General features: G+C 55.5%; 23 protein-coding genes. 11 read left to right on the forward strand and 12 right to left on the reverse strand.

Annotated features, from left to right (window positions below; genetic code table 11):
- Positions 1–2 precede the first annotated feature (2 nt).
- Together C3451_RS00195 and dsbG are read left to right on the forward strand one after the other, a co-directional pair.
- Entirely contained in the window at positions 3–560 is a 558-nt protein-coding gene (locus C3451_RS00195) for a sigma-70 family RNA polymerase sigma factor (RefSeq protein WP_179957408.1), read from the forward strand.
- 41 nt (positions 561–601) lie between these two features.
- Positions 602–1378 carry a thiol:disulfide interchange protein DsbG gene (gene dsbG / locus C3451_RS00200; protein WP_022648169.1) on the forward strand — a complete coding sequence of 259 codons (777 nt, stop codon included), beginning with the start codon at positions 602–604 and terminating at the stop codon, positions 1376–1378.
- Positions 1379–1416: 38 nt separating this feature from the next.
- On the opposite strand, the gene C3451_RS00205 is transcribed toward dsbG, so the two are convergent.
- The 3 genes from C3451_RS00205 to C3451_RS00215 all read right to left on the reverse strand — a co-directional run bounded on the left by C3451_RS00205 (position 1417) and on the right by C3451_RS00215 (position 4612).
- Positions 1417–2706, reverse strand: coding sequence for a glycoside hydrolase family 10 protein (locus C3451_RS00205; RefSeq protein WP_045622689.1), 1290 nt, complete (start codon positions 2704–2706; stop codon positions 1417–1419).
- A 7-nt stretch (positions 2707–2713) separates the two neighbouring features.
- The gene (locus C3451_RS00210) at positions 2714–3001 is read right to left on the reverse strand and encodes a VF530 family protein (RefSeq protein ID WP_023300148.1); all 288 of its coding nucleotides are present in this window, start codon (positions 2999–3001) and stop codon (positions 2714–2716) included.
- Between the two features lie 123 nt (positions 3002–3124).
- Entirely contained in the window at positions 3125–4612 is a 1488-nt protein-coding gene (locus C3451_RS00215; protein ID WP_045622687.1) for a UbiD family decarboxylase, read from the reverse strand.
- A gap of 111 nt (positions 4613–4723) precedes the next feature.
- On the opposite strand from C3451_RS00215, the gene C3451_RS00220 reads away from it, so the two are divergent.
- Complete coding sequence (locus C3451_RS00220; protein WP_063139080.1) at positions 4724–5608, forward strand: LysR substrate-binding domain-containing protein; 885 nt, start codon at positions 4724–4726, stop codon at positions 5606–5608.
- On the opposite strand, the gene C3451_RS00225 is transcribed toward C3451_RS00220, so the two are convergent.
- The 4 genes from C3451_RS00225 to C3451_RS00240 form a co-directional block, all read right to left on the reverse strand.
- Complete coding sequence (locus tag C3451_RS00225; protein ID WP_045622684.1) at positions 5599–6507, reverse strand: LysR family transcriptional regulator; 909 nt, start codon at positions 6505–6507, stop codon at positions 5599–5601. The genes C3451_RS00220 and C3451_RS00225 overlap by 10 nt on opposite strands.
- A 1-nt stretch (position 6508) precedes the next feature.
- Entirely contained in the window at positions 6509–7486 is a 978-nt protein-coding gene (locus C3451_RS00230) for an MBL fold metallo-hydrolase (RefSeq protein WP_045622683.1), read from the reverse strand.
- A 107-nt stretch (positions 7487–7593) separates the two neighbouring features.
- Positions 7594–8478 (reverse strand): SDR family oxidoreductase, encoded by an 885-nt coding sequence (locus C3451_RS00235; protein WP_022648162.1) that lies wholly within the window; start codon positions 8476–8478, stop codon positions 7594–7596.
- 111 nt (positions 8479–8589) lie between these two features.
- On the reverse strand, positions 8590–9117 hold the full coding sequence (locus tag C3451_RS00240) for a GNAT family N-acetyltransferase (RefSeq protein WP_022648161.1): 528 nt from the start codon (positions 9115–9117) through the stop codon (positions 8590–8592).
- Positions 9118–9248: 131 nt separating this feature from the next.
- Here C3451_RS00240 and treZ point away from each other — a divergent pair, with 131 nt between their 5' ends.
- Genes treZ through glgX form a run of 3 tightly spaced genes read left to right on the forward strand, consistent with a single transcriptional unit; the run spans position 9249 to position 15592 of the window.
- Positions 9249–11036: a malto-oligosyltrehalose trehalohydrolase gene (gene treZ / locus C3451_RS00245; protein ID WP_045622681.1), complete on the forward strand. Its 1788-nt coding sequence runs from the start codon at positions 9249–9251 to the stop codon at positions 11034–11036.
- Positions 11033–13501, forward strand: coding sequence for a malto-oligosyltrehalose synthase (treY, locus tag C3451_RS00250; protein WP_045622679.1), 2469 nt, complete (start codon positions 11033–11035; stop codon positions 13499–13501). The genes treZ and treY overlap by 4 nt, the downstream gene beginning before the upstream one ends.
- A 15-nt stretch (positions 13502–13516) precedes the next feature.
- Positions 13517–15592, forward strand: a complete 2076-nt coding sequence (gene glgX, locus C3451_RS00255) for a glycogen debranching protein GlgX (protein WP_045622678.1) — start codon at positions 13517–13519, stop codon at positions 15590–15592.
- Here the strand turns inward: glgX and C3451_RS00260 are convergent.
- Positions 15589–16137: a winged helix DNA-binding protein gene (locus C3451_RS00260; protein ID WP_022648157.1), complete on the reverse strand. Its 549-nt coding sequence runs from the start codon at positions 16135–16137 to the stop codon at positions 15589–15591. The two genes, glgX and C3451_RS00260, sit on opposite strands and share 4 nt — an antisense overlap.
- A 224-nt stretch (positions 16138–16361) precedes the next feature.
- Between C3451_RS00260 and C3451_RS00265 the strand changes: the two genes are divergently transcribed.
- Genes C3451_RS00265 through C3451_RS00275 form a run of 3 tightly spaced genes read left to right on the forward strand, consistent with a single transcriptional unit; the run spans position 16362 to position 19072 of the window.
- The gene (locus tag C3451_RS00265; RefSeq protein WP_022648156.1) at positions 16362–17084 is read left to right on the forward strand and encodes a DUF969 domain-containing protein; all 723 of its coding nucleotides are present in this window, start codon (positions 16362–16364) and stop codon (positions 17082–17084) included.
- A complete protein-coding gene (locus tag C3451_RS00270) occupies positions 17081–18067 on the forward strand; it encodes a DUF979 domain-containing protein (protein WP_032677267.1) in 987 nt (328 codons plus the stop codon). The genes C3451_RS00265 and C3451_RS00270 overlap by 4 nt, the downstream gene beginning before the upstream one ends.
- Before the next feature lie 9 nt (positions 18068–18076).
- Positions 18077–19072 carry a DUF2891 domain-containing protein gene (locus C3451_RS00275; RefSeq protein ID WP_045622676.1) on the forward strand — a complete coding sequence of 332 codons (996 nt, stop codon included), beginning with the start codon at positions 18077–18079 and terminating at the stop codon, positions 19070–19072.
- A gap of 3 nt (positions 19073–19075) precedes the next feature.
- On the opposite strand, the gene C3451_RS00280 is transcribed toward C3451_RS00275, so the two are convergent.
- The 4 genes from C3451_RS00280 to C3451_RS00295 are packed head-to-tail and all read right to left on the reverse strand — an operon-like array spanning position 19076 to position 24053.
- The gene (locus C3451_RS00280) at positions 19076–20149 is read right to left on the reverse strand and encodes a fimbrial protein (protein WP_022648153.1); all 1074 of its coding nucleotides are present in this window, start codon (positions 20147–20149) and stop codon (positions 19076–19078) included.
- A 15-nt stretch (positions 20150–20164) separates the two neighbouring features.
- Entirely contained in the window at positions 20165–22669 is a 2505-nt protein-coding gene (locus tag C3451_RS00285) for a fimbria/pilus outer membrane usher protein (protein ID WP_223862208.1), read from the reverse strand.
- Positions 22670–22713: 44 nt separating this feature from the next.
- Positions 22714–23382 carry a molecular chaperone gene (locus C3451_RS00290; RefSeq protein ID WP_045622674.1) on the reverse strand — a complete coding sequence of 223 codons (669 nt, stop codon included), beginning with the start codon at positions 23380–23382 and terminating at the stop codon, positions 22714–22716.
- Positions 23383–23441: 59 nt separating this feature from the next.
- Positions 23442–24053: a fimbrial protein gene (locus tag C3451_RS00295; RefSeq protein WP_022648150.1), complete on the reverse strand. Its 612-nt coding sequence runs from the start codon at positions 24051–24053 to the stop codon at positions 23442–23444.
- A 367-nt stretch (positions 24054–24420) separates the two neighbouring features.
- On the opposite strand from C3451_RS00295, the gene C3451_RS00300 reads away from it, so the two are divergent.
- Both C3451_RS00300 and C3451_RS00305 read left to right on the forward strand, forming a co-directional pair.
- Complete coding sequence (locus C3451_RS00300; RefSeq protein ID WP_022648149.1) at positions 24421–24948, forward strand: fimbrial protein; 528 nt, start codon at positions 24421–24423, stop codon at positions 24946–24948.
- Between the two features lie 44 nt (positions 24949–24992).
- Positions 24993–25676 (forward strand): fimbria/pilus periplasmic chaperone, encoded by a 684-nt coding sequence (locus C3451_RS00305; protein ID WP_022648148.1) that lies wholly within the window; start codon positions 24993–24995, stop codon positions 25674–25676.
- Positions 25677–25688 lie beyond the last annotated feature (12 nt).

Here is a 25688-nt window from a genome sequence, read left to right on the forward strand (position 1 = left end):
ATATGAAAGCCGGTGACGCGGGGGAATCATTACTGATCTCGGCACTCAATGCCTGCCGCGCACGGCTAAAAGCCTTCATTCGCGGACGGACTGCGGTTCGTGATGATGTCGATGATATTCTTCAGGAAGTGACCTGGCAGTTGATGAAAGTGGAACAACCGGTGGAGAACGTCGCCGCCTGGCTGTTTCGCGCCGCGCGAAATGAGATGATCGACCGGGCGCGAAAAAAGCATGAGGTTTCACTGCCGGGGTACCTGACGGCAGATGACGAGGACTTTCCGGAGCAGGAGATTGCAGAAACGTTATTCGGCGTACCGCAAACGCCGGAGGAGGAGTATCTCAACATGCTGCTGTGGGAAGAGTTGGGGCAAGCCCTGTCGGAACTGCCGCCACCACAGCGCGAGGTGTTTGAAAAAACGGAATTTGAGGGATACACCATGAAGGTGCTGGCGGAGGAAACGGGCGACAGCGTGCAGGCGTTATTATCCCGCAAACACAAAGCTGTGCGATTTTTGCGTAGTCGCCTCAAGGATATTTATGAAGCGTTGACAGGGCAATAAAGTTCGACCACTCTGAAAAACAATATCTTAGAGGGGTCGTTATGCTTCAACTGTTAGCAAAGAAAAAGATGCTGTTACTCTCTGCTCTGCTGTTTTCAGGGCTGGTCAGGGCAGAGGAGTCGCTTCCGGATGTGGTAAAGCACTTCAGTGAGCAGCAGGATATCAAAATCATTAAGAAAATTGATGCCCCCGGCGGCGCACCAGCGTGGCTGGGGCAGTATCAGGACATGGGCGTGACGCTCTTTCTGACCCCTGACGGAAAGCACGTGGTGTCTGGCTATCTGTATGATGAGAAGGGAACCAACCTCAGCGAGGCCTTTTTCCAGAAAGAGATCTACGCCCCGATGGGCCGCGAGATGTGGAAAAAGCTCAATGCGGCGCATCCGCTGAAAGAGGGCGCGGAGAGCGCCCCGCGCAAAGTCTTTGTTTTTGCCGACCCGTTCTGCCCGTACTGCAAGCAGTTCTGGGCTGAAGCGCAGCCGTGGGTGAAGGCCGGCAAGGTCCAGCTCAACACGCTGCTGGTTGCGTTTCTTAACCCGAACAGCGGGCGTAACGCCTCCGCGATCCTGAATGCCAAAGATCCGGTGTCGGCCTGGAAAGAGTACGAGCTGTCCGGCGGTAAAAAGCTGCCTAAACCTGAAGGGGCGGCTTCACGGGAAACCGTTGAGATCCTGCAAAATCACCAGACGCTTATGGACAGTCTCGGCGCAAATGCCACACCGGCTATTTATTACCTGAATGAGCAAAACGAACTGCAGCAGGTCGTGGGCATGCCAGACGCAAAACAGCTTGAGGCGATGTTCGGGCCGAAGCCGTAAAAAAAAGGCAGAAACAGGACGTTTCTGCCTTTTGTCAGTCAACTACCCCAGCGCCTCCGGAGGTAATTTACGGCTTCCTGCGTCTGCGGCTGGTTAAGATAGTCTTCACGGAACAGGATGGTGCCTTTTACGTCTGGCAGTGAATCGTTGAGGTCGAGCTGTTTTTTCAGCTCCGGTACGCCGCCGTTCACCGTCCAGTCCGGTTCGTTTCTGGAAGGCGCGCCCACTTTGTAGAACGCGATCCCGATATACAGGCGGGTATGGGTCGGTTTCACCACGTCAGCCCACCATTTTGTCAGCACATCGTATCGTGCCGCGTCGCGGGCGAAGGGCCAGTAGATCTGCGGCGCAATGTAATCCAGTAAACCCTGCTGTACCCATTTTCGCGTGTCAGCGTAGGATTCATCGTAGGCTGCGGCACCGCGCGTGTCCGATCCTGCCGGGTCGAAGGAGCGGTTGCGCCATACACCCGCTGGGCTGACGCCAAATTCAACCTCAGGCTTTGCCTGCTTGATCGCCCTTGATACCTGCACAATCAGCTGCTGCGTATTGTGCCGACGCCAGTCAGCTTTCGACGCAAATCCCTCGCCGTAGCGCCTGAAGGTCCAGGCATCGTTCAGGGTTGAGCCCGGCGTCTCGGTGTAAAAATAGTCATCGAACTGAACGCCGTCGACAGGGTAGCGATTCACCACTTCCATCACCACCTGGGTTATCCAGTCCCGCACCTCGGGAATGCCCGGGTCGAGAACAAAACGATCCCCCGAGGTGCGGATCCACTCCGGATGCTGGACGTAGACGCTGGAGGGATGAAGCGATGAGGTACGGTTAAGCGCGGCGATGGTCGACGGCTTCGTGTTGGTGGAGACGCGGTAAGGGTTGAACCAGGCGTGAACCTTCATCCCGCGCTTGTGCGCTTCATCCAGCATAAACTGGAGCGGATCGTAACCGGGGTCTTCCCCGATAGTCCCGGTCAGGGTATCTGACCACGGCAGTATTTCAGAGGCCCACAGCGCCGTACTGTCCGGTTTTACCTGAAAGAAGACGGTGTTGATCCCAAGCTTTTTCAGCTTATCGAGCTTGTCCGTCAGCGCCTTCTGTTGCTGGGCGATACGCTGGTCCGCGCTGCGGCCATTCACCGATGACACGGGGGGCCAGTCGAGACGGGAGACGGTCGCCAGCCAGATCCCGCGCATGGGTTCGTTAGTCTGCTGTACAGGTTTCGCCTGCGGCAGCGGGGTAACGAGTGATTTGGGTGGTTTGGAAGTGCAACTTACCAGTAAAAGCGCGCAGCCAAGCAGCGCGCCAGTCCGTTTTACGTGTCGCATCATTTGCGTGTTAGCTCCTGGGTGTCCGGCCATCCGTCCAGGGATTAAACGCCGGTTCGTCCTGTTCCTCGTTACCGTCATCGTGAAGGGAGTCGAGGTAGAGGGCTTCAACTTCCGCCCGCGCCCATGGGGTCCGGCGCAGGAACTTCAGACTCGATTTAACACTCGGGTCCTTGCGAAAACAGTTGATTTTGATTCGGTTGCCCAGTTCATTCCAGCCATATCGCGCAACCAGCGCGTTAACCTGCATTTCAAGCGTTACGCCATGCAAAGGATCGTTGGAAATATGTGCTGTCATAGGCGTCCGGTAGTCTCATTTTTTATGGGGATGTGATAAACGCTCAAAGGTTACAAGAAAGCAGGGGACGCGGCAATTTCAGCGTGAGGTTCTTCACCCGTAAAGGGTGAAGAGGATTGCCGGTTAATACAATTTTTTAAACAATTCAGGTGCCCACGGCGTCGGGTCTACCTCCATAAAGGGTGCACGCTCAAAGCGGGACTTCAGCGCCCAGGGCACCGTACAGTCGAAAATCGTTTTGCAGGTGATCCCGTTGCCACGAATGGAGGGACTGTAGTCCGGCGCCTGAGACGGATCGAGCTGGTGACCGCGGATCCCCGGCAGATGGGTGATACTGACATCGCCCTGCATACGGGTCGTCATCGCCCACAAAATGTCGTCGCTGTCGAAAATATCCACGTCTTCGTCGACGAGAATAATATTTTTAAGCTCGGAATAGGTGGCTAACGCGATGAGGGCCGCCTGACCCTGACGCCCTTCGTCAGAAGGCTGGCGTTTTTTAACCTGCAATACCCCAAGGAATTTGCCCCCGCCAGCGGTATGCGCATAGACGTTTTGCAGGAAACCGGGGATGGCTTCTTCCACCGCATTCCGGATGCTGGCCTCCGTTGGCAAACCGGCCAGCGTGGTGTGCTCTTCGCCCGGTCCTACCAGGGTTTGCAGGATCGCCTGATGACGCATCGTGACGGCCTTCACTTTAATTACCGGCAAGGAGGGGTTAGCCTCCCCGCAGTAGCCGGGAAATTCCGGCATCGCGTGCCCGGTGTGGGTATGCTGATCTTCTTCTACGCGCACGCCCGGCAGCAGTTCGCCTTCGATGATGATTTCCGCACGCGCAATCGCTTTTTCATTTACGGCCACACCCTGCACCAGCTCGACGGGAGCCTGACGTAACGCACCGGCGACACCCAGCTCGTTGTAGCCGAAGGGCGTAGTAGGGGCTTCGAAACAGGCGCCAATATAGATAGCGGGATCGAGACCCATATTGATCGTGACCGGCAAGGGTTTGCCCGCCTCTTCGGCTTTCTTACGGAACACTTCAATATGGCGGCCCGCGGCAAGGAACATGGAGAGCTCATCGCGCTCTTGAACGCAAAGACGGTGAATAGTGACATCGGTCAGCGAGGCGTCTTCCGGATCGCTTGCCAGCACCAGCCCCAGACAGAAGAACGGACCGGCATCTATCGGCGTGTTGGTCGGTGCCGGAAGCAATTTACGCAGATCGAAGTCCGGATCGTCGGCATAAAACACCTGCTCCTGACACGGCGCCTGGGCCGCCGGGACGACAACGGGAGCAATCGGGTTTTTCACCGCCTGGCCGACATGTTTTGCCAGTTCAGAGGGCTCGCAGCCCAACAGGAGCGCCGCCCGCTCGCGGCTGGCGTGCATACCGACCAGAATACGGGAGTCGGGATACCCCTTAATAGCGTTAAACATCATGGCCGGGCCGATGCGCGTCGGACGTTTTACCGTGCCGCCAGCACCAATGTGCCGGTACACACCCGCCAGCTCCGCGTCAGGATCGACCGGATGGCTGGTTTCAAGGTATTGACCTTCATGGCGTTTAAGCAGTTCGATAGCACTTCTGAGATCGTTGATGTGGTTTTCCATATTTTCCCCCTCGGATGATTGCATCCATTCTTAACCGGACGAAGAAGGCTATCAATTGCATCATTCATGCTATTTTAATATGAATTTTATTATCAATAATGAAGGCACAGTATGCAGTTTCGACTGATGCGCAAATTTATCGTGGTGGCGGAAGAGCTTCACATGCATCGTGCGGCGGAGCGCCTTAACATGGCGCAACCGGCACTAAGCCAGCAAATCAAAACGCTTGAAGATCGTCTGGGGGTAGTGCTCTTTAGCCGGGCGAATCGTCGCCTGACGCTGACGCCAGCCGGTGAGGCGTTTCTCAGTAAAGCCAGAGTGGCGATTTTTATGACCGATCAGGCGATTCTGGATGCCAGACAGACGGCCAGAGGGGAACAGGGCGTGCTGAATCTCGGATGCGTTTCAAGCGCGATATTCGACAGTAAGCTGCCCGACGCGCTGCGGCTTTTACATGAGAAATGGCCAGCCATCAGCCTTTCCATGATGACGGGAAACGTGCAAACCCTTTATACCGGCGTGCAAAGCAACCAGCTGGATGTGGCCATTATTCGTGCCCCGTTACCGCTGCTGCCTGACGATCTTCAAAGTCGTCCTTTCACAACGGAAAAAGCCGTGCTGGCCTTACCTCGTCAACACAGTCTGGCGGGCTCCGCCGCGCTGACGCTTGCGTCGGTGAAAGAGGAGAAGTGGATCGCCCTGCGCGACCCGGAGGGGATGGGGCTGGAGCAATATTTCTATGATGCCTGCCACAGCGCGGGCATACAGCCTGACGTTGTGCAAAATGCCACCGATGTCCCCACGGTGATAAGCCTCGTCTCGGCAGGGTCTGGCATCGCCATGCTGCCAGCTTCAGCGAAGGCGATATGCGTACAGAACGTCGTCTTTGTGGATATTCTTGACCGACTCCGGGAGAGCGAGCTGACGCTGGTTTGCCACCGGATTATTCGCTCTGAGGTGCTGAAAAAATTGATGAGTATCCTCGATCATACCTGACGTCCGGCGGCCTGAAGAAGCTGTTCACGTAGCCAGCGGTTAGCCGGATCCTGACTGTTTTTCGGGTGCCAGTACATACCGATGACGATCGGCGGGAGATCCAGCGGCGGCGGAAAAATATCAAGCGTTTGCGTAAAGCGTAGCAACATGCGCCTGGGTAGGGTGCAGAGTAAATCGGTACCGGCAACAATCGCAGGCGCCATCGCATAGCTTTGCGTCGACATCACCACGTTACGCTGGTGGCCAAGCCCCGCCAGATGCTGATCGACAAAGCCCGCGAACGGGTCGCCCTCGGATGAAACCACCAGGTGTGAAAGACTACAATAGCTTTCCAGATCCACCGGCCCCGTACCGCGCGGATGGCCTTTCCGCTGGGCTGTGGCATATTCATCGTCAAACAGTTTGCGTCTGACCCATGCATCGTGCGCCCCCGCGTTAACGCCGATATAAATATCCACATCGCCATTTTCCATCTGCGCTGACAGCAGCTGGGTTTCCGGGAGCGCAAAACGCAGGCGGATACCTGGTGCCGCACTGCTAATCTGATTCTGCAACTCTGCCCCCAGCATTAGCGCCGGGTTTTCGTGCAGGGCAATAACAAAGGTGCGGTTGCTGTTCTGCGCGTTGAACGTGGTGGGTTCAAGCATCGCCGCTATGCCCTGCAAAACCGTCGCGACCTGCGGCCTTAACGCTTCGGCGCGCGGCGTCGGTAACACCCCACGTCCGTGTGGGGAAGGGACAAACAGCGGCTCACCAAACAACACGCGCAGGCGTGCCAGGCGGGCAGACATTGCTGGCTGGCTGATGCCCAGCCGCGCGGCCGCATGGGTGATATTCTGGTCCCTGAGTAACGCATCCAGCGTCAGGATCAGGTCCATATCCATATCGGAGGGGGACATCTTATTTTGCGTCACGGTTGGTATAGGTCACCGGGACCCACGCGTAGCCTTCCCGCTCACCTTTCGTCACATAGCCGATCCCGGGGAAAGGCAGATGTGGCGCCGCAATCAGATCTTTGTTTTTCACAAACTCAGCGAAAGCTACGTTGCGCACCCGGGCGGCGCCGTCCTGATCCTCATCGTAAGCAATCGTCACGTTGGGCTGCGGGAACTGAACTGCGGCGACGTGGATGATGTCGCCGACAAAGGTAATTTTTTCACCTTTGCTCTCCAGCGTGTAAAACGCGGAACCTGGGGTGTGGCCCGGGTGAACCGTACCGCTGATGCCCGGCAGAAGCTGTTCGGTGCCTGAGAAAGTCTTCACTTTTCCGGCATCCAGATAAGGCTTTAATGTCTTGTGCGCGACATCGAAGTAGTTCTGGTCATAGCCAGACTTTTTCTGGTTCGCGTCGTTAAAGAAGTAATCGATATCCGGTTTGCCGACATAGACCTGCGCGTGGGTAAACACGCGCTGACCGTCTTTGACCAGACCACCGGCGTGATCGGAGTGCGCATGGGTGATTAGAACATCGGTAATATCTTCGGGTTTGATGCCCTGGGTCGCCAGGCTTTCAATCAGCCGCCCGCCTTTGCCGGGGCCAAAGAGCTGACCGGAACCGGTATCCACCAGGATTTTGTGACCGGGCAAAGCGATATAAAACGCGTTAATCGATGCTTCCACCGGATTGGCCTGGAAGTTTTTGGCCAGTAACGCATCGGTATTTTCCGCCGTCGTCCGGCGCAGTAAGGCGTGAAGATCCTGCGGCACGCTGCCGTCCGTAAAGGCGGTGATAATCGTGTCGCCAACCTGAACGCTGTAGCCGCCAGCCTGCTGTTTCACCACATGCTGCGGAACGCTGGCCACCGCGTGGATCGCTGGAAAGAATAAAACTGAACCGGTCAACAGGGTTGATATCGCAAGTTTTTTCACAGTAAACATGATGGGCTCCTTAATAGTAAGTTCATCATAGTTCAACTGCGATTTTTGAGAACAGCAGGGGAGTGAATGTGACCTATCCATGAAATGGATAGGTCTGAGAGGATGCTTTACAGCACGCCGGTACCGCCGTCAGAGCACCACACTTGCCCGGAAGCGTATGAGCAGGAATCGGAGGCAAACAGCACATACAGCGGTGCGATTTCAACCGGCTGACCCGGTCTCCCCAGGGGCGTATCTTCCCCGAACTTCTGAACTTTGGACTGCGGCTGACCGCCGCTGGACTGAAGAGGCGTCCAGTATGGACCTGGCGCGACGGCATTTACCCGAATGCCACGCGGCCCAAGCTGCTGGGCCAGAGACTTGGTAAAGGCCACGTTACAGGCTTTGGTCTGCGCATAGTCCACCAGGATCGCGCTCGGTTTAAACGCCTGAACGGAAGTGGTGTTGATGATCACGGCACCTTCCTGCAAATGGCGCAGCGCAGCTTTGGTGATCCAGAAGGGGGCATAGACGTTGGTCTTAAACGTCGCGTCAAAATCTGCCGTGGTGAGATCGTCGATAGATTCACAGTACTGCTGGCGTCCGGCGTTATTCACCAGAATATCCAGGCCGCCCAGTTCGGCAACGGCTTTTTCCACCAGCGTGTCGCAGAAGGACTCCACGCGAATGTCGCCGGGAATGGCGACCGCTTTACGGCCTTCGGCCTGAATCAGCGCAATGACCGATGCCGCATCGGACTCCTCTTCCGGCAGATAGCCAATAGCGACATCTGCACCTTCACGGGCATAGGCGATGGCTACCGCGCGACCAATGCCGGAATCACCGCCGGTAATCAGCGCTTTTTTTCCTGCCAGTTTTCCTGACCCGATATAACTTGTTTCACCATGATCCGGTATTGGCTTCATTTCCGATGCCAGCCCGGGAGCCCTTTGCGGTTGTTCAGCAAACGGTGGACGAGGGTAATGCAGCGTGTGATTATTTCCTGTAGACATACCGGCCTCCTTAATAGTGAATTCCAAGATTAGTCGTTAATTAAACGTAAGCGGGCAAAATTGACAAATTCAGACAAATCTATATTCCAGTGGCGGATATAAAATATTTTCTCAAGCCAGCATGTAATACCAGAAAAGGGCGACCTCATCTTTTTCCGGCAGGGCGTTGTAAAGGTAACGATCGTAACCGCCCAGAATAAACCCATAGTGACGATAGAAAAGGCAGGCAGAAACATTAACGTTCTGCGTCTCCAGCCGTAAGCCGGGCGCATTGAGGCTTCGCGCCCAGACGTGGGTGGCAGACATCAGCTTGTGCGCCGCGCCCGTTCGGCGTTTTGAACGCTCCACGGCAATGTAATCCACCGAAATAAATTTATTCCAGTTGCAGGACGCGGTAATAAAACCGGCGATTTCACCGTCATCCGTTTCGGCGATAAGAAATATTGAATCGGGATTAACGCAATGATTTTCCAGCGTCTGGAGATCCAGTTCATAGGTTTTATGATAAGGATCGGTTAGCGCCTCGATATGCAAATCACCATTGAGAAAAGGCTCTCTGGCAATCTCATCGACCGTAAAAGAAAAATCACAACATTCAAGACGGGCGAGGTCGGTGCTTAATCCTTTTCGAATATGCATAGTATTCCTTAAGTGGGAGTTATAAATAGATAATAGACGAAGCGGCATACCCTGCTGGCATAACACTCTGTTCATCCTGGTCTAAGCTTGTATTTCGTTCCGCGTAAAATGTGGTCATTCGAGGACAATGAATGGAATTCAGAACATGTCGCAGGCACTGGGGTGCTGAGTTTATTTCCGATGACGTTGTACGTTTTCGCGTCTGGGCAGAAGGGCAGAAAGATCTCACGTTGCGTTTAACCGACACCGACATTCCGATGGCGGCGGTGGGCGACGGCTGGTTTCAGGTTGACGTGCCCGGCGTCAGACACGGTACGCCGTATCAGTTTGTTTTACAGGATGGAATGGCGGTGCCGGATCCGGCCTCGCGCGCGCAACAGGCTGACGTCAACGGCCCGTCGGTGGTAATCGACCCGCGTCACAACCTGCCCGCACAGCGGGAATGGCAAGGGCGGCCATGGGAAGAGACGGTGATCTACGAGATGCATATCGGCACCTTCACCGGGGAAGGAACCTTCAGGGCGGCCATCGATAAATTGCCTTATCTGGCCGAACTGGGTATTACGCAACTGGAAGTGATGCCCGTGTCCCAGTTCGGGGGCGCGCGCGGATGGGGGTATGATGGCGTACTGCTGTATGCCCCGCACTCAGCTTATGGCACACCGGATGATTTTCATGCCTTCATCGATGCCGCCCACGCGCTCGGGCTTTCCGTGGTGCTGGATATTGTACTCAACCACGTTGGCCCGGAAGGGAACTACCTGCCGTTGCTCTCGCCGGCGTTTTTCCATCAGGATCGTATGACCCCGTGGGGCAACGGTATAGCCTATGAGGTTGAAGCCGTCCGGCAATACATCGCTGAGGCGCCGTTATTCTGGCTCTCGGAGTATCATCTTGACGGTCTGCGCTTCGACGCCATCGACCAGATCCATGACAACGCTGAGACCCATATTCTTCCCGAGATAGCGCAACGGATCCGCGACGCCTTTCCGGATCGGCATATCCATCTGACCACCGAAGACAGTCGCAACGTGATTTTCCTGCATCCGCGCGATGAGCATGGTCAGACGCCGCTTTTCACCGCCGAATGGAATGATGATTTTCACAACGCTGCGCATGTCTTCGCGACCGGGGAATCACACGCCTATTATCAGGATTTTGCCTTTGAGCCGGAGAAAAAGCTGGCGCGGGCGCTGGCAGAGGGCTTTGTCTACCAGGGGGAAATCTCGCTTCAGACCGGGAAATCGCGCGGAGTAGAGTGTCGCGAGCAACCACCGCAGTTTTTTGTCGATTTTATTCAGAATCACGACCAGGTCGGCAACCGTGCCCAGGGGGAGAGGCTTATCTCTCTGGCTGGGGCGGAGAAAACGCGCGTGCTGTTCGCGGCGCTGCTCCTGTCGCCACATATCCCGCTGCTGTTTATGGGTGAGGAGTATGGCGAAACGCATCCGTTCCTCTTTTTCACCGACTTCCACGGCGACCTGGCGAAAGCCGTGCGGGAGGGGCGCGCGAAAGAGTTTACCGGCCATGCCGGGCACGATGAAACCGTACCGGATCCCAATGACGTAAATACCTTTATGCGGTCGAAGCTTGACTGGAACAAGGCAGACACAGAGGAAGGCAGGGCGTGGCTGCACGTTACGCGCGAACTGATTGCGCTGCGTCAACGCTTTATCGTCCCGTTACTGAAACAGCGAGGCGCCGTGGAGGGTAACGTCCTGCAAACGGCGCTCGGCATGGTTGCCGTGAGCTGGCGTTTTCCGTCCGGTACGCTGTCGCTGGCGCTGAATATCGGCAAAAAGCCCCTCGCCTTAGCGGACCTGCCCGGAAAAACGATCTTTAGCTGGCCGGAGGCAGTCGAAAACCTGCCGCCGAACAGTATTGTTGTTCGCTTTGCTGATGGAGAAGCAGCGCTATGATCCCTTCCTCTACTTACCGAATTCAGTTTCGCAACGGCATGACCTTCGATCGCGTGGTGGACCTGATTCCGTATATGAAAGACCTCGGAATTAGCCATCTTTACGCGTCACCTGTTTTCACCGCAACCACGGATTCCACCCACGGCTATGACGTGACCGACCCCAACGAAATCGACCCGGCGATTGGCGGGCGGGAAGGGTTTGACCGCATGGCGGCAGCGCTGAAACAGGCGGGAATGGGCCTGATTCTGGATATCGTTCCTAACCATATGTCGACCTCGCTGGAAAACCGCTGGTGGCGCGATGTTATCGAGCACGGTCGGCAGAGCCGCTATGCGGCGTATTTTGATATCGACTGGTCCCGACCCCTGACGTTGCCGTTTCTTGGCGACACCTTTGAAGCCGAGCTGGAGCGGGGGGCTATCATCCTGAAACGTGACAGTGTCACCGACAGCGCGGCGTTGGTTTACTATGATACCGCCTATCCGCTTAATCCCGGCACGTATGCCGAAGGCAAGAGCATCGCTGAGATCCACGAGGCGCAAAGCTGGCGGCTGATGTCCTGGCGGGAAGCGCCGAAACAGCTTTCATGGCGGCGCTTTTTTGAAATCACCGGGCTGGTCGGCGTGCGGGTAGAGGATGAGGCGGTATTCGCAGACACGCACCGCCTGATCCTTGAGCTTGTCCACGCCGGGGTTGTCGACGGCCTGCGCATTGACCATGTGGACGGGCTTGCCGATCCGCTGGGCTATTTGCAGCGACTGCGTGCGGCGACCGGACCGGATTGCTACATCACGGTAGAGAAGATCCTCGCCAAAGGGGAACAGCTTCCTCCGGAGTGGCCCATCTCAGGTACTACGGGCTATGAGTTTATCGCCTCCCTGGCGGAAGTGCTGGTGGATGATACCAACCTCTCGCGGCTGGAGACGCTCTACGACGAGACACTGGGTACGACCGTTGACAGGCAGGCGGAACTTCGCAACGCCAAAGGGCTGATGACCGATCGTAATTTTGAAGGTGAATTTACCACGCTGCTTAAAATAGCCAGCGAGCTGGCCGGGCATAACGGTGCCGAAGTGGAGCATGAGGATATCCGCCATGCCCTGCGCGAGCTGCTTATCGCGTTTCCGGTGTATCGCACCTACGGCACCGCACAGGGGCTGACGTCACCGGATGTGGCGCTGCTCAGCCGCGTGGTTGCCAGCGTCAACACCTCTGAACCCGCTCTGAGCCTTATCGTGCGTATTCTCACCGGCGATCTGCCGGAGCATGACCACGCGCTGGCCTCGCTTTTCCGCACCCGTTTTCAGCAGCTGACCGGGCCGCTGATGGCGAAATCGGTAGAGGATACGCTGTTCTTCCGCCATAACCTGGAGCTGGCCCTGAACGAAGTCGGCGCCGACCCGACGCCGCGCGCGTTTTCACTTTCCCGTTTTCATCAGGAGATACGCATTCGACTTGCCCGCCAGCCCGATGCGCTGCTGGGAACTTCCACCCACGACACCAAACGCGGCGAGGATGCACGAGCTCGTCTGTATACGCTGACGGAAGCGCCAGATCTGTGGGGAGAAAATCTGGCGCGCTGGCGGCAGATGAACCAGACGCAAGTCCGATTCCTCAACGATGGCACCGCGCCGAACGCCGCCGACACCTGGATGATCTTCCAGGCGCTGGCGGGCGTCTGGCCAGCAACCCTGTCGCCTGAGGATCGTGATGGCCTTAAGTCACTGGAAGAGCGTTTCCTCGGCTTTATCGAGAAAGCCCTGCGCGAGGCCAAGCAGCGTACCGACTGGATCGACAGCAACGAAGATTACGAGAGCGTGGTCCTGGACTACGTGCGCCATCTGCTTTCCCCGGATAACACCCTGTTCCTGCGTGATTTCAGTGCCGCACTCCAGCCGTTTATTCGGGCTGGGTTAATGAATAGCCTGAGCCAGACGGTGATCAAACTGACTGCGCCTGGCGTACCGGACATCTACCAGGGCAGCGAGGGGCTTAACTTCAGCCTCGTCGACCCGGATAACCGCCGCGAACCGGATTTCGCCGCACTGGCGGAAAACCTCAGCGTAGCGGATGGCACCGTTTTTAACGATGCGCAACGCTGGCGAGACGGCAGCGTGAAGCAGTACGTCACCGCCACGCTGTTACGGCTTCGGCCACATTACCCCGCGCTTTTCCGCTACGGCGACTGGCTGCCACTGAAGGTAACCGGCGAGCGGGAGGAGAATCTGATCGTTTATGCCCGCATTAAAGATGACGAGGCGCTGATCGTCGCCGTGCCGCGCCTGGTGTTTGACGTCACCGATAATGCGATGCTGTGGGCCAATACTACCGTGGCCATACCCCAGGCGCTGGCCGGGAAGCACTACCGGGATCTGTTTACCGGTGAGCGTCGCCTTCTGCCAGAGACGCTGGATTTAACGTCTGAAAAGGGATGTTTGTTGGTTCTGCTTACCTGCGAATAATCGAGGAGAACAAAAATGCCAAAGGATACAACGTTTGAAATTCGGGCCGGTCATGGCCAGCAGTTGGGCGCAAATTATGACGGGAAAGGGGTGAACTTCGCCCTGTTTTCCGCCCACGCTGAGCGGGTGGAGCTGTGTCTGTTTGATCCTTCGGGAAAAACAGAAATCGCCCGTCTGGAACTGCCGGAATATACCCATGAGGTCTGGCACGGCTATGTGCCGGACCTGAAACCGGGGGCGCTGTATGGCTACCGCGTTTACGGCCCCTACGATCCGGAGAACGGCCACCGCTTCAACCCCAATAAGCTGCTTATTGACCCCTATGCCCGTGAACTGGTAGGTGAAATTGAGTGGAACGATGCCCACTTCGGCTATGAGCTGGGACACGACGAGCTGGATCTCAGTTTTGACACGCGAGACAGCGCGCCGTTTACGCCCAAATGTAAGGTCATCGACCCCAATGCCGTTGACTGGCAGGACTCACGCCGGCCCGATATCCCGTGGCCGCATACCGTGGTCTATGAAAGCCACGTAAAAGGCTTTACCCAGCTTAACCCGGCTATTCCGCCTGAACTGCGCGGTACGTTTGAGGGGATGGGGCATAAAGCCTCGGTGGAGTACATCAAAAGCCTCGGCATTACCTCGGTCGAGCTGCTACCGGTTCACTGGTTCCCTGACGATCAGCACCTGCTCGATCGCGGCCTGAAAAACTTCTGGGGCTATAACTCGCTCGGTTTCTTTGCGCCAGCGTCCCGCTATTACGGCCCGGCGGGGATCCAGGGTTTCCGCGACATGGTGCGTGCTTATCATGACGCGGGCATCGAGGTGATCCTCGACGTGGTCTATAACCACACGGCGGAGGGCAACGAGCTGGGACCAACCCTGTCGTTTAAGGGGATTGATAACTTCTGCTATTACCGCACCATGCCGGATCAGCACCGGTATTACATTAATGACACTGGCACCGGGAACACCGTAAACACCTCGCACCCGCGCGTGTTGCAGATGGTCATGGACTCCCTGCGTTACTGGGCGGAATCGATGCAGATTGACGGTTTCCGCTTTGACCTCGGAACCATTCTCGGACGCGAGCCGGAGGGATTCGACCCGCGCGGCGGCTTCTTTGATGCCGTGACCCAGGATCCGGTGTTGTCGAAGCTGAAGCTTATCGGTGAACCGTGGGATATCGGCCCAGGGGGGTATCAGGTGGGGGGCTTCCCGCCAGGCTGGGGCGAGTGGAACGACAAATACCGCGACACGGTACGTGAATACTGGAAGGGAGATAACGTTTCTAACGATTTTGCCGCCCGTCTGTTAGGGTCCGGTGATTTGTACGATCTGCGAGGACGTCGTCCGTGGGCCAGCGTCAATTTTATCACCGCGCATGACGGCTTTACGCTGAACGACCTGGTGTCCTACAACGAGAAGCATAACGCCGATAACGGGGAAGATAATAACGACGGACATAACGATAACCGGTCGTATAACTACGGTGAAGAAGGGCCGACGGAGAATCCGGATATTATCGCCACCCGCGAGCGGCAAAAGCGCAACTTCCTCACCACGCTCTTCTTCTCCCACGGCACGCCGATGCTGCTGGCAGGTGATGAGTTTGGCCGGACGCAAAAGGGCAATAATAACGGCTATTGCCAGGACAGCGAGATCTCCTGGATAAACTGGGAAGGACTCTCTGAAAACGACGAGAAGCTGCGCGACTTTACCCGTCGGTTGATTGCTATGCGCGCTGAGCAGCCGCTGCTGCGCCGTGAAAACTGGCGCGACGGGCTTGAGATCCGCTGGTTTAACGCCGGTGGCGGACCGCAGCAGTCGGAACAGTGGGACGAGGGTTCCACCCTTGGTCTTGCCATCAGCCGTCCGGATCTTGAGCAGGAAGAGGGCATCTGGCACGACGTGCTGATGCTGTTTAACCCGTTTGAAGGCACGGTGCCATTCCAGATCCCGCAGTTTGGCGAAGGGGGCTGGGTGCTGGAGCTTTCGACGGCGGATGATGCCCCCACAGGGGAAATCATCACGGAATCCGTCGATTATGAACTGGCCGGGCGGAGCATAACGCTTTTCCGCCGTCCTTAAAGCGAGGCCGCCGCGCGTGCGGCGGTATCATACAGGGAGGAGATCGCGCGGAGTAATTGCGCGGTCTCGCCAATCGACGCGCCCGGAATGCCGCTTTCCGCATGAATGTTGATCAGGCAGGCTTCCCGTACCTCCCGGTACTTCATGCACAGCGCTTTGCCTTCCTCCGTCGTCGAGAAAAAGAGCTCTTTCCCCGCTTTTTCACTGGTGACGTAACCCGCCTTTACCAGCTTTTTCAGCGCATACGTCACCACGTGGGTATCTTCCACGTTCAGCACAAAGCAGATGTCGGCCAGCTTTTTCTTGCGGTTGCGGTGGTTTACGTGGTGCAGAAGCGAGACGTCGAAAGCGCCCATATCCGGTTCACCTGCTGCGGTCATGCAGCGCACCATCCATTTGTTAAACGCATTGCTGGTCATGATCAGCGCATATTCCAGCTCCGACAGTTCGGCACATCGCTCTGAGACGAGATGGCGGGAGGAGACGATACGCCCGTCCGCAATATCGTCGTGGTTTAACGCTGTTTTCGTTTTCTTTGTCGTCATACCGATCCTTTCTCCAGAATGTAAACCCGTCGATAAAATAAGAACATTTTATTGATAAATTGTTTACATGTTTTTGACGTTCAGATATAGCTTTTTAGTGCAGGTTCTGTGGAGCCTCACGCAACACACAACATCGCGCGCCGTAATGCACCGGCTTCGCTCTGCTGCGAAGTATAAAAAATAGCCGTCGGCGCGCAACGCTCACTTTGGATAGGGTAACGTTTATGGACAGTTCTACACTGTTGCCACTTATCGGGATTCCGGTGGTGGTTATTGGTTTTGCACTGCGTTTCAACCCGCTGCTGGTTGTCGTGGTGGCGGGGCTGGCAACGGGCCTGCTGGTTGGCATGGATTTCGGTATGCTGCTGGAAACCTTTGGCGAAAAGTTCGTGAATAGCCGATCGCTCGCCACTTTCATTCTGATCCTGCCGGTGATTGGTCTGCTGGAGTATTACGGGCTGAAAGAGCGCGCCCAGGCCTGGGTCGCGAAGATCGCCAGCGCCACCTCGGCGCGTATCCTGATGCTCTACTTTGTTGCCCGCGAAGGGACGGCTGCGCTGGGCCTGATGTCGCTTGGCGGCCACGCACAAACGGTGCGTCCTCTGCTGGCGCCGATGGCCGAAGGGGCGGCCCTGAATGAATACGGCGAACTGCCGCAGACTATCCGCGACAAAATCAAAGCCCATGCCGCCGCCTGTGACAATATCGCGGTTTTCTTTGGGGAAGATATCTTTATCGCCTTTGGCGCGGTACTGCTGATTGATGCGTTCCTGAAAGAGAACGGGATCGAGGGGATCGAACCGCTGCATATCGGCCTGTGGGCCATTCCGACCGCTATTGCGGCACTGATCATCCATATGACGCGTCTGCTGCGCCTCGACGCCAGCATTCGTCGCGACGTGATGGCCTGGAGAGCAGAGCAGGGTACGCAGGAGATCGCACCATGATGACCTTTATCACCATTAACCGCGTGTACTACCTGATCGGTTTTGTCGTGATGCTGCTGGTTGTGATGACCCTTCGCGATCGCGCTAACCCGAAACGCTATACCACCGCGCTGTTCTGGTTTCTGTTTGGCGGGATCTTCCTGTTTGGCGATCTGATGGTGCAGGAGCTGGGTAAGTCGCTGGCGTATCGCATTATTGGCGGCGCCGTTATCGTGATTGCGCTACTGGCCGGTTTCGGGCTGGTCGGGAAGGGGCATTATAAAATGTCCACCGAGGAGGAGCGGGTTACCTCATCACACCGGCTGAAAAACTGGCTATTCTTGCCCGCGCTGATGATCCCGGTGGTGACGGTCATCGGGACGCTGTTTCTGAAAGGCGTGTCGATTGGCGGTGTCTATCTGCTCGACCAGAAGCAGCTTACGCTGGCGGCACTGTGCGTGGCCTGCGTGGCGGCTATCCTTACCGGCTGGTGGCTGACAAAAGGTACGCCGCTGCATGCGGTACGTCAGTCGCGTCGGCTGGTCGATACCATTGGCTGGGCGGTGATCCTGCCGCAGATGCTCGCCATGCTCGGCGGGGTGTTTGTGGTGGCGAATACCGGCGAATCGGTACAAAAGGTGGTCAGCCTGTTTGTGAACCCGGACAGCCGCTTCATGCTGGTGGTCATTTATTGCGTGGGGATGGCGCTGTTTACCATGATTATGGGCAACGCCTTCGCTGCCTTCCCGGTGTTAAGCGCCGGTATCGCTCTGCCATTCCTGATTAACGTCCATCACGGTAACCCGGCACCATTGCTGGCTATCGGCATGTACGCAGGCTATTGCGGCACGCTGATGACCCCGATGGCCGCCAACTTCAACATCGTGCCCGCCGCGCTGCTGGAGCTAAAAGACAAATATCAGGTTATCAAGATCCAGATCCCGACCGCGTTAACCTTGCTGGTGGTGAACGTGTTCTTAATGTATTTCCTCGTGTTTCGCTAAGGAGCTGCAATGGAATTAACGCAACATCAGGCTGACGCCTTCGCCAGAATGCCGTTGACCTATTTACGTCAGGAATATCCGAACCACATTATGCATCTGCTCAACGATGACAGCGACGTTCTGCCGCCTCGCGAGCTGCACCCGATCTTTTACGGCTGTTTTGACTGGCACTCTGCGGTGCACGGCTACTGGCTGCTGCTGCGCTGCCTGCGTCTCTGGCCCGAACTGCCGTGTCGGGAAGAGATCATCACTCTCTTCGAAGAACACCTGACCGACGAGAAGGTGGCGAAGGAGCTGGCCTATTTTACCGCGCCGTTCCGCGCGTCGTTTGAGCGACCTTATGGCTACGGCTGGCTGCTGGCGCTGGCGCAGGAGCTGAAACAATCGTCACTGCCGCAGGCGGAGCGCTGGTACCAGACGCTGCAACCGTTAACGCGGGATATTCGCCAGCGGCTGGTGGATTACCTCAGCAAGCTTACCTATCCGATCCGCGTCGGGACGCACTACAACACGGCGTTTGCGCTCGCGCTGGGGCTGGATTATGCCCGGGCGGTGAACGATGACACGCTTGAGCGCGCCATCCTGGACGCGGCAACGCGGTTTTACCTCGCGGACACGCATTATCCTGCGCATTATGAGCCGGGTGGCGACGAGTATATCTCCGGAGCGCTGACCGAGGCCCTGCTGATGAGTAAGGTGGTGGAGGATTTCCCGGCCTGGTTCGATGCGTTTCTGCCTGAAGTGGGCGCCATTTCTGCGCTCATGAACCCGGCTGAGGTGAGCGATCGCACCGACCCGAAAATCGCGCATCTGGACGGTCTCAACCTCAGCCGTGCCTGGTGTATGAAGCACATTGCCCGCGCCCTGCCGGAAAATCATCACGCCCGGAAGCCATTACGCGATGCCGTTGCGCGCCATCTCTCGGCAAGCGTGGAGCATGTTGTCGGCAGTCACTACAGCGGCGGGCACTGGCTGGCGAGTTTTGCGCTGCTGGCACTGGAATAGCGCTTAGTTGTATATCAGACTAAATGTTGCCAGGCTGTCTGCCAGCCCCGCGGTGGCCTGGGTTTCGGTGCGCACATATTGTGCGTCGTAATCCAGGGAAAACGCGGTCTGCCGGGCAGCATTGGCAAAAGGCTCGACACCGGTGCTGTTGAGAGGAACGGTTGTGCCTCTGGCGGCACCGTAGTTATCGCCATACAGAATGCGGATCCCCACGCCGGTAGCGGCGCTCTCCTGTTGACTTAGCGCCAGCACATCGTGATTCTGCGCGTCTTTTTCAGTCGGACCAAAGAACCCGATCTTCACCGCTGCCGTTTGGGATGCGTCACAGACCAGAGGGATGATGAAGCGGTGTTTATCCCCATCCATTCCTTTGTTGAGATCGCTTACGCTACTTTGTCCCATATTAACGGTGATGTTGTTATCCGAGATATAACAGCTCGATTTATGCACTTTCAGGTCGGCGGCAGCGACTTCCACCGTCACGCCAGCTTCAGATATCACCGCGCCGTTAGCATCCTCCAGAATAAGCGTTCCTGCGCGAATTTGCCCGCTGTTCGGCTGTTCATAGACAATCTCCTGCGCGGTTTTATAAAACACGACGAAGAACTGGGTCGCCATTTGCGAGGGATCGTTTGTGCTGCAAATCGCAACGCTGTCATCCCCCGAGGCGATGTAATGCACGGGTTCAGCTGCACAGTGCGTGGTTTCGCGAATGCCCACCGCAAACCCAACGCCGGGAATATCTGGCACGTCATAAACGGAGGCCGGGGCGCCCGTACCGTTCGGCGCCACGCCGCTGACGGGCGCTACGGTTAAGGCGTTATTGGCCACAAAGCGCATCGTTACCGGGCCGGTTCCCTCAGGACAGTTATAAAACGAGCGGTTTTCCTGGCCCAGGATAGCGCCTGAAAGCATCGACCCCGGAGGGATCGATGGGTTATCAGTGATCGAGTAGTTTTGAAAGTTAATGACCGCATCGCCCATGGTCGGCGGGCAGGTCTGAGACGCCCTTGCCGTAGCGTGAATCAGCAAAAAAGCGAGCATCAGGAGATTGATTAAACGGTTGATATTGTTCACAGGTATCTCAGTAAGTTATTGGCACTGAAGGTTCATAAGCGTGACCGGAGTGCGGCCAGCGGTATCCGGAAGGCGTAATGGGGCGCTACAGCGCATATCCTGGCCTTTCTGCCGCCAGCTGGCATGCAAGGTTCCGCGTAGCGGCACGCCGCTGAGATAGACCTGTCCTGCTTCGCCAACGATGCCGACGCTTGATTTCGCAGATGTCCCGTTCGAGACATACGCGCTGGCGCCAAATGGAAGCGGGCGCCCGTGTGCCGTAAGGGTGATGAGCGTTCTGATGCCCACGTGGGTATGGTAATTCGCCAGGACGACCGCGCCGCTGGTCGGCACAATCGTTCTGCTGTTCTGGTCCAGATCGACATTTTCTGCCAGCGTTTCGGTATCCAGCGAAATGGTGTTTTTGTGATACGCCGATAAGGTTGGCATCACGGCATAACCTCGGGAGTCGGTGTGAACATTGGTCGCCCCTTCAACCTGAACGTCCGACGCCTCGTCAGCGCGGATCAGCGCCAGGGTATCCCCAAGGCTTTGGCTCAACGTCACCCCATACTGTGTTGCCACAATGCCGCCTGCCGCGCCGTAGTTCACGCGGTTGCTATAGCGATCGTGGCTGTACCCGAGACTGGCGCTGCCATAACCGCCGTGATAAGCCAGCGCAAGGTTGCTGTTCGCGGTATTGGCCTGGTTGTCGAAGCCCTGCTGGAGGTTATAGTTCAGGCGATCGTGGGCCAGCGCCGTACCATACAGCGAAACCTGCCGGGTAGTATGGCCATCAAGGTTATTGTTGAGGCTGTAGCTGGTTGTTGCGCCGGGTAACCAGCGGCTGAGTGGGACGCTGATGCTAAGGTTTATCGCCCGTTCGTTGTCGCTATCATCAGCGCTTGAGCGGGTGAGATAATACCCAACACTTAACGACACCCCTTTGTAGTTAGCGTAATAGCCAAGATGGACGGTTTGATCGACCGCCGAGGCGTTCCAGTAATCCTGACGGTAAAAAGATGCGCTGATATTGCCCATCGCACCGAGATCCTGCGTCAAACTGAACTGTGTGCGGTTACGCCGGTTATGCACGTGCTGGTCTGGATCGCTGTCATCATTTGCTTCACTGAAACTGTAAAAGTCATGCGTCGTATAATGGCTGGTCGAAAGGGTGAGCGACGTGTTCGTCTCAGCGAGATTTTTTTGGTACTGAGCGCGTATTTGCTGCCCGAGGGCCAGCCTGTCATCACTGAGGTGTGCTTTCGCCGCAACGGTGTCCACACCCAGTGCCCCAAACCGGCCAAAATCTTTACCTAATCCCAGCGCGAGAGCCTGATAGTGGCCGGAAAGCTCCGCTCCGCCGTACAGCGTCAGGCTTGAAGACAATCCGTAAAAGGCGGAGGCCTGAACAAACGGCGGGGTGTCGCCCTCGGCGTCAGGGCTGTTATACCGTCCGGCGCTGGCGCTGAATTTCAGTCGTTTCTCCCGTAGCATGAAGGCCACCGAGGAGTAGGGTTGGGTGAACGTGCGTTCGCTGCCATCACTTTCATGGACCGTGATCTCAAGATCGCCGCTTTGCGAAGTGGGGAAGAGATCGCTAATGACAAATGCGCCAGGCGCAACATAGGTTTCATAGATGGTGTAACCGTGCTGGCGAACGCTGACGCGGGCATTGCTGTGAGCGACCCCGCGGATCGTGGGCGCGAAACCGCGCTGGCTGTCCGGCAGCATATTCTCATCCGAGGCAAGCTGAAGCCCCGTAAACTGAAAACTGTCAAAAACCTCGCCAGACGTGTAGGCATTCCCTATTGTTAACGCGCTCTTCAGCGGCGTAATGGCCCGCTGGAGGGATGTTCCCTGAGACTGCCAGTGATGGGTATTACCATATTCAAACGTGGCGTAATTGCGTAAACGCCACGCCCCCAGGTTGATACCGGATCGCAGGCTCAGATAGCTGCTGTTGTCATGAATATTGTCGATGTTGGTTGTCGAGCCCGTAAGATTGTAATCGACAAAAGCAGCGGGGATGCCGTCGTCCCACTGTTCGGGAGGAATATAATCGGCACTTTTTTGCAACATGGCTGCCTGCGGAATGCTGAAAACCAGCCGATGATGGGTGAAGTCAAAATGCGTCGACGCATCGGGAATATATTTGCCGATGTCCGTAAATGTCTCCTCGTCATGCAGCGCATCGAACGAAGAGAAGGCCGCGATGTTTACCCCAAGTCTCTTGAGGTACGCCAGGTTGAGGACCGGTGAGAGCGTTCCCCCGGTATCAACGAATGCAATTTCGCGCTCATCCCGCTGCGTCTGGTTAACAACAACCGCGACACGATAACGTCCCGGCTGCTGACCGCCTTGTCGGGAAAAATAGCTTAAGTCGCTAGCCTGCTGCTGATCTGCTGTGATCTCCAGCGCCTGAGGATCGAAGTACTCATCGGCCTGTGCCCGGCGCACATGAATGCCAGACGTGACCGCACCCGCAAGCATCGCGAGCGTATAAATGCGGGGTAAATTGCGTGGGCCGAGAGAATGCATGTGCGGTCGTTGGCTACATTCGCCAAAGGCGTGTTGTCACAGCGTCAGGATTGCGTGGCGACTCTCGTCAGCCCGCCGTAATCGTTGATCGCCTGCCAGCGAATGGTCCCCGAGCAGGGAATGTGCCATTGACGATCGGAAAAGGGGTCAATCATTCCCGGCATTTCAACGTCGGTGTTCACAACGCTGACCTTGTAAAACGATACAAACCAGGGCGAGGGGTTGTGTGCGCTAAGCGTATTATTACGACAGGTAAATTTTAATTTTTTGTAGGCAAGTTCGGCATTGCCTTTCAACCCTGCGGGACGGAAAAATAACTTGAATTTTGACTTCACGTTAATCTGCAATTTGTTGCTGTTTGCTTTTTTGCTCGGGGCAATATTTTTGATGTTAAGCCAAAAAACAGATTCCCGGTCAGTGGGTAATGGCGTTCCAAGATAATTGATGCGCAGCGAGTTTTTCTGTTCCGCATCTAAACGAAATAACGTAGGCGTCACGATAAAGGGCGGAGCGGTTTTATTTTTACTGTCAATATTTTCAATCCACGACTGAATAAGATAAGGGGTTTCTTTTTCCATATTGGTAATGGAAAATGCCACTTCTCTTTGCCCCTCAAGGTAAACAACACGCGTACCGCCCATCACGACCCCCGCGTGTGCTGACAGACTCATGCCGAGCGAATAAAAGAACAGGGCCGCGGTGAGTTTCTTCATTTTCAGATCCCCGTAGAGGAAAAAGATAAGCAGAGCAAGCTCTGCTTATCATCAGTCGATCAGTTATAAACCATCAGGAAATTGGCATCTGCGTCGGCTTCTCCGGTGCTGACGACATCGGTGGTGGCATTATAATTGGCGTAGAAATTGAGTGTTTTTGAATCTTCCCCTTCGGCAAGGTCGATACTCTGAGAAATATCACCAATTTTAATCTGCGTGTTACGATCGCTTTCATAGAGTTTAACGGCAACGCCAGTCGCCGTATTGCCATCGCTGTCCACGGAAGAATTTAAACCCAGCAGGGTATTATCATTCGCATCTTTGTTACCATCAAACAACACGGCAACGGTTTTAACGGAATCCGGGCAACCTTCAACTGAGATCTGGAAAGGCGTGCGCGTGGTCTCTTTTTGGGTGGCAAAGTAGCTTGCAGCCCAGGTGCCTAATTCAACGGTTTGCCCTGCTGAGTCGGTGGTGATATTACAGGATGCATCGGTAATCTTACCGGTAAAATGGACTACGCCGCCCGTGCCCTGAGTCCCCGCATCGTTCTCTGGGTTGGTATTAATATTATTGTCGCTGTCACCAGAAGGAAGGCCCGCCAGCGCACTGCCACTTGCCATCATCAGGCCACAAAGGGTTAATGCGATCATGTTTTTTTTGTTGATCATGCCTATTGTTCTCATTCGCTCAAATATGTCAGTCTGGATATGCTGCTAGCAACACTGCCGGTGGCATTATTGCTCAGAAAAAACAGCGCGAATGCTAACAAAATGCCAATCCAGGCCATAACAAAAGGTTGTCTAAAATTAAATTACTTTATTTTACGAAACTCCGTAACTTTCTTGTAACCTTACTTCGGGTTTGCTGATGTCGTTTATTGATGTTACGAATCTAATTCCTGCCTGAGCGTTTATATTAGCCTTGTCACAGACGGTGCATTATTCATTGTTAGCTCAGCGGTGCTGCTTTGTTATTGTCTCGTCCTGGCAGGAATAAAAATGAAGATATTTATTATTTCTATTGGGATATCAACGAATGAAACTGACTAAAATTGGTGCGACGCTTATTCTGACTTTCTGTGGCGCGAGCGCGGCGACGGCTTCTAACACTATCACATTTAATGGAACGGTGCTCGATCAGGGTTGTGATATTGCCGTTGATGGCGGCACGGCAAATGCGACCGTTGATCTGGGCTCAACGGCGGCAACCGACCTCGCTACAAAAGGCGACCTTGGCGCGCCAAAACAGTTTGTGTTCGACCTGAATAACTGCCCAACCAGCACGACTGCAAATATTGTCTTCTCAGGCCCTGTTGATGCTGTTGCAGCCGATCCATCCTATTTTGCAAACACTGCTACGCTGGGTGCGGCAACCAACGTGGCCGTTCAGCTCAAGCAGGGCGGCTCAAATGGTACCATCGTCAAAAATAATGCAGATAACGATCCTATTACTTTCACCGATGGCACAGCGAGTCAAACCTATACCGCGCAGATGATTGCCACCGGGCAGGCCGTTGCCGGCGATGTTAACGCTGTTATTACCTATAACGTCCGTTATAACTGATTCCGCAGGAGGGGAAACCCTCCTTTTTAGTTTGTGAGTGCATTATGAAACCCATCGCCGCTGTTATTTTTTGCGTGGCCAGCGCCGCCAGCCTGAACGCGTCCGCCAGTATTGTTACCGGGAGTACGCGGGTTATTTTTGATGGCTCCCGCCAGGCCGCCTCTTTGTCCGTTGAAAACTCTGACAAGGTTACCAACCTGGTACAGTCGTGGATTAGCCCGGCTAAAGGCAGCCCGTTAAAAAAAGAAAATATGATTATTACGCCACCGCTATTCCGTCTGGAAGCCGGGAAAAAAGCGTCAATTCGTATTGTGCGTTCAGGTTTACCTGTTCCGGAAGATCGTGAATCGCTGTTATGGCTGAACGTGAAAGGGATCCCCGCTACCGACGGTAGTGAAGGTAAAAATACGATGCAAATTGCCATCAACTCAAAGATTAAGCTGATCTACCGTCCGGCAGCATTACAGGGGCAGACGCCAGAATCCAGTGCGGAAAAGCTTAAGTGGAACCTGACCGCGAAGGGTTTACAGGTCAATAACCCGACACCTTTTTATATGAACTTCTCACGAATTGAAATTAATCACCAGGCGTTAAGCGGACAGTATTTTGTCGCGCCATTCTCCACGTTGAGTATTTCTGAAGGTGTTATGTCACCTCACGGCAAAGTAACCTGGTCGCTTATTAATGATTATGGCGTGAAAGGTCCGGACAAAGTCACCTCATATTAATCGACACCGTAA

Origin of the sequence: Enterobacter sp. 301B (assembly GCF_003850715.1) — a bacterium.
In the GTDB taxonomy this organism is placed as follows: domain Bacteria; phylum Pseudomonadota; class Gammaproteobacteria; order Enterobacterales; family Enterobacteriaceae; genus Enterobacter; species Enterobacter intestinihominis.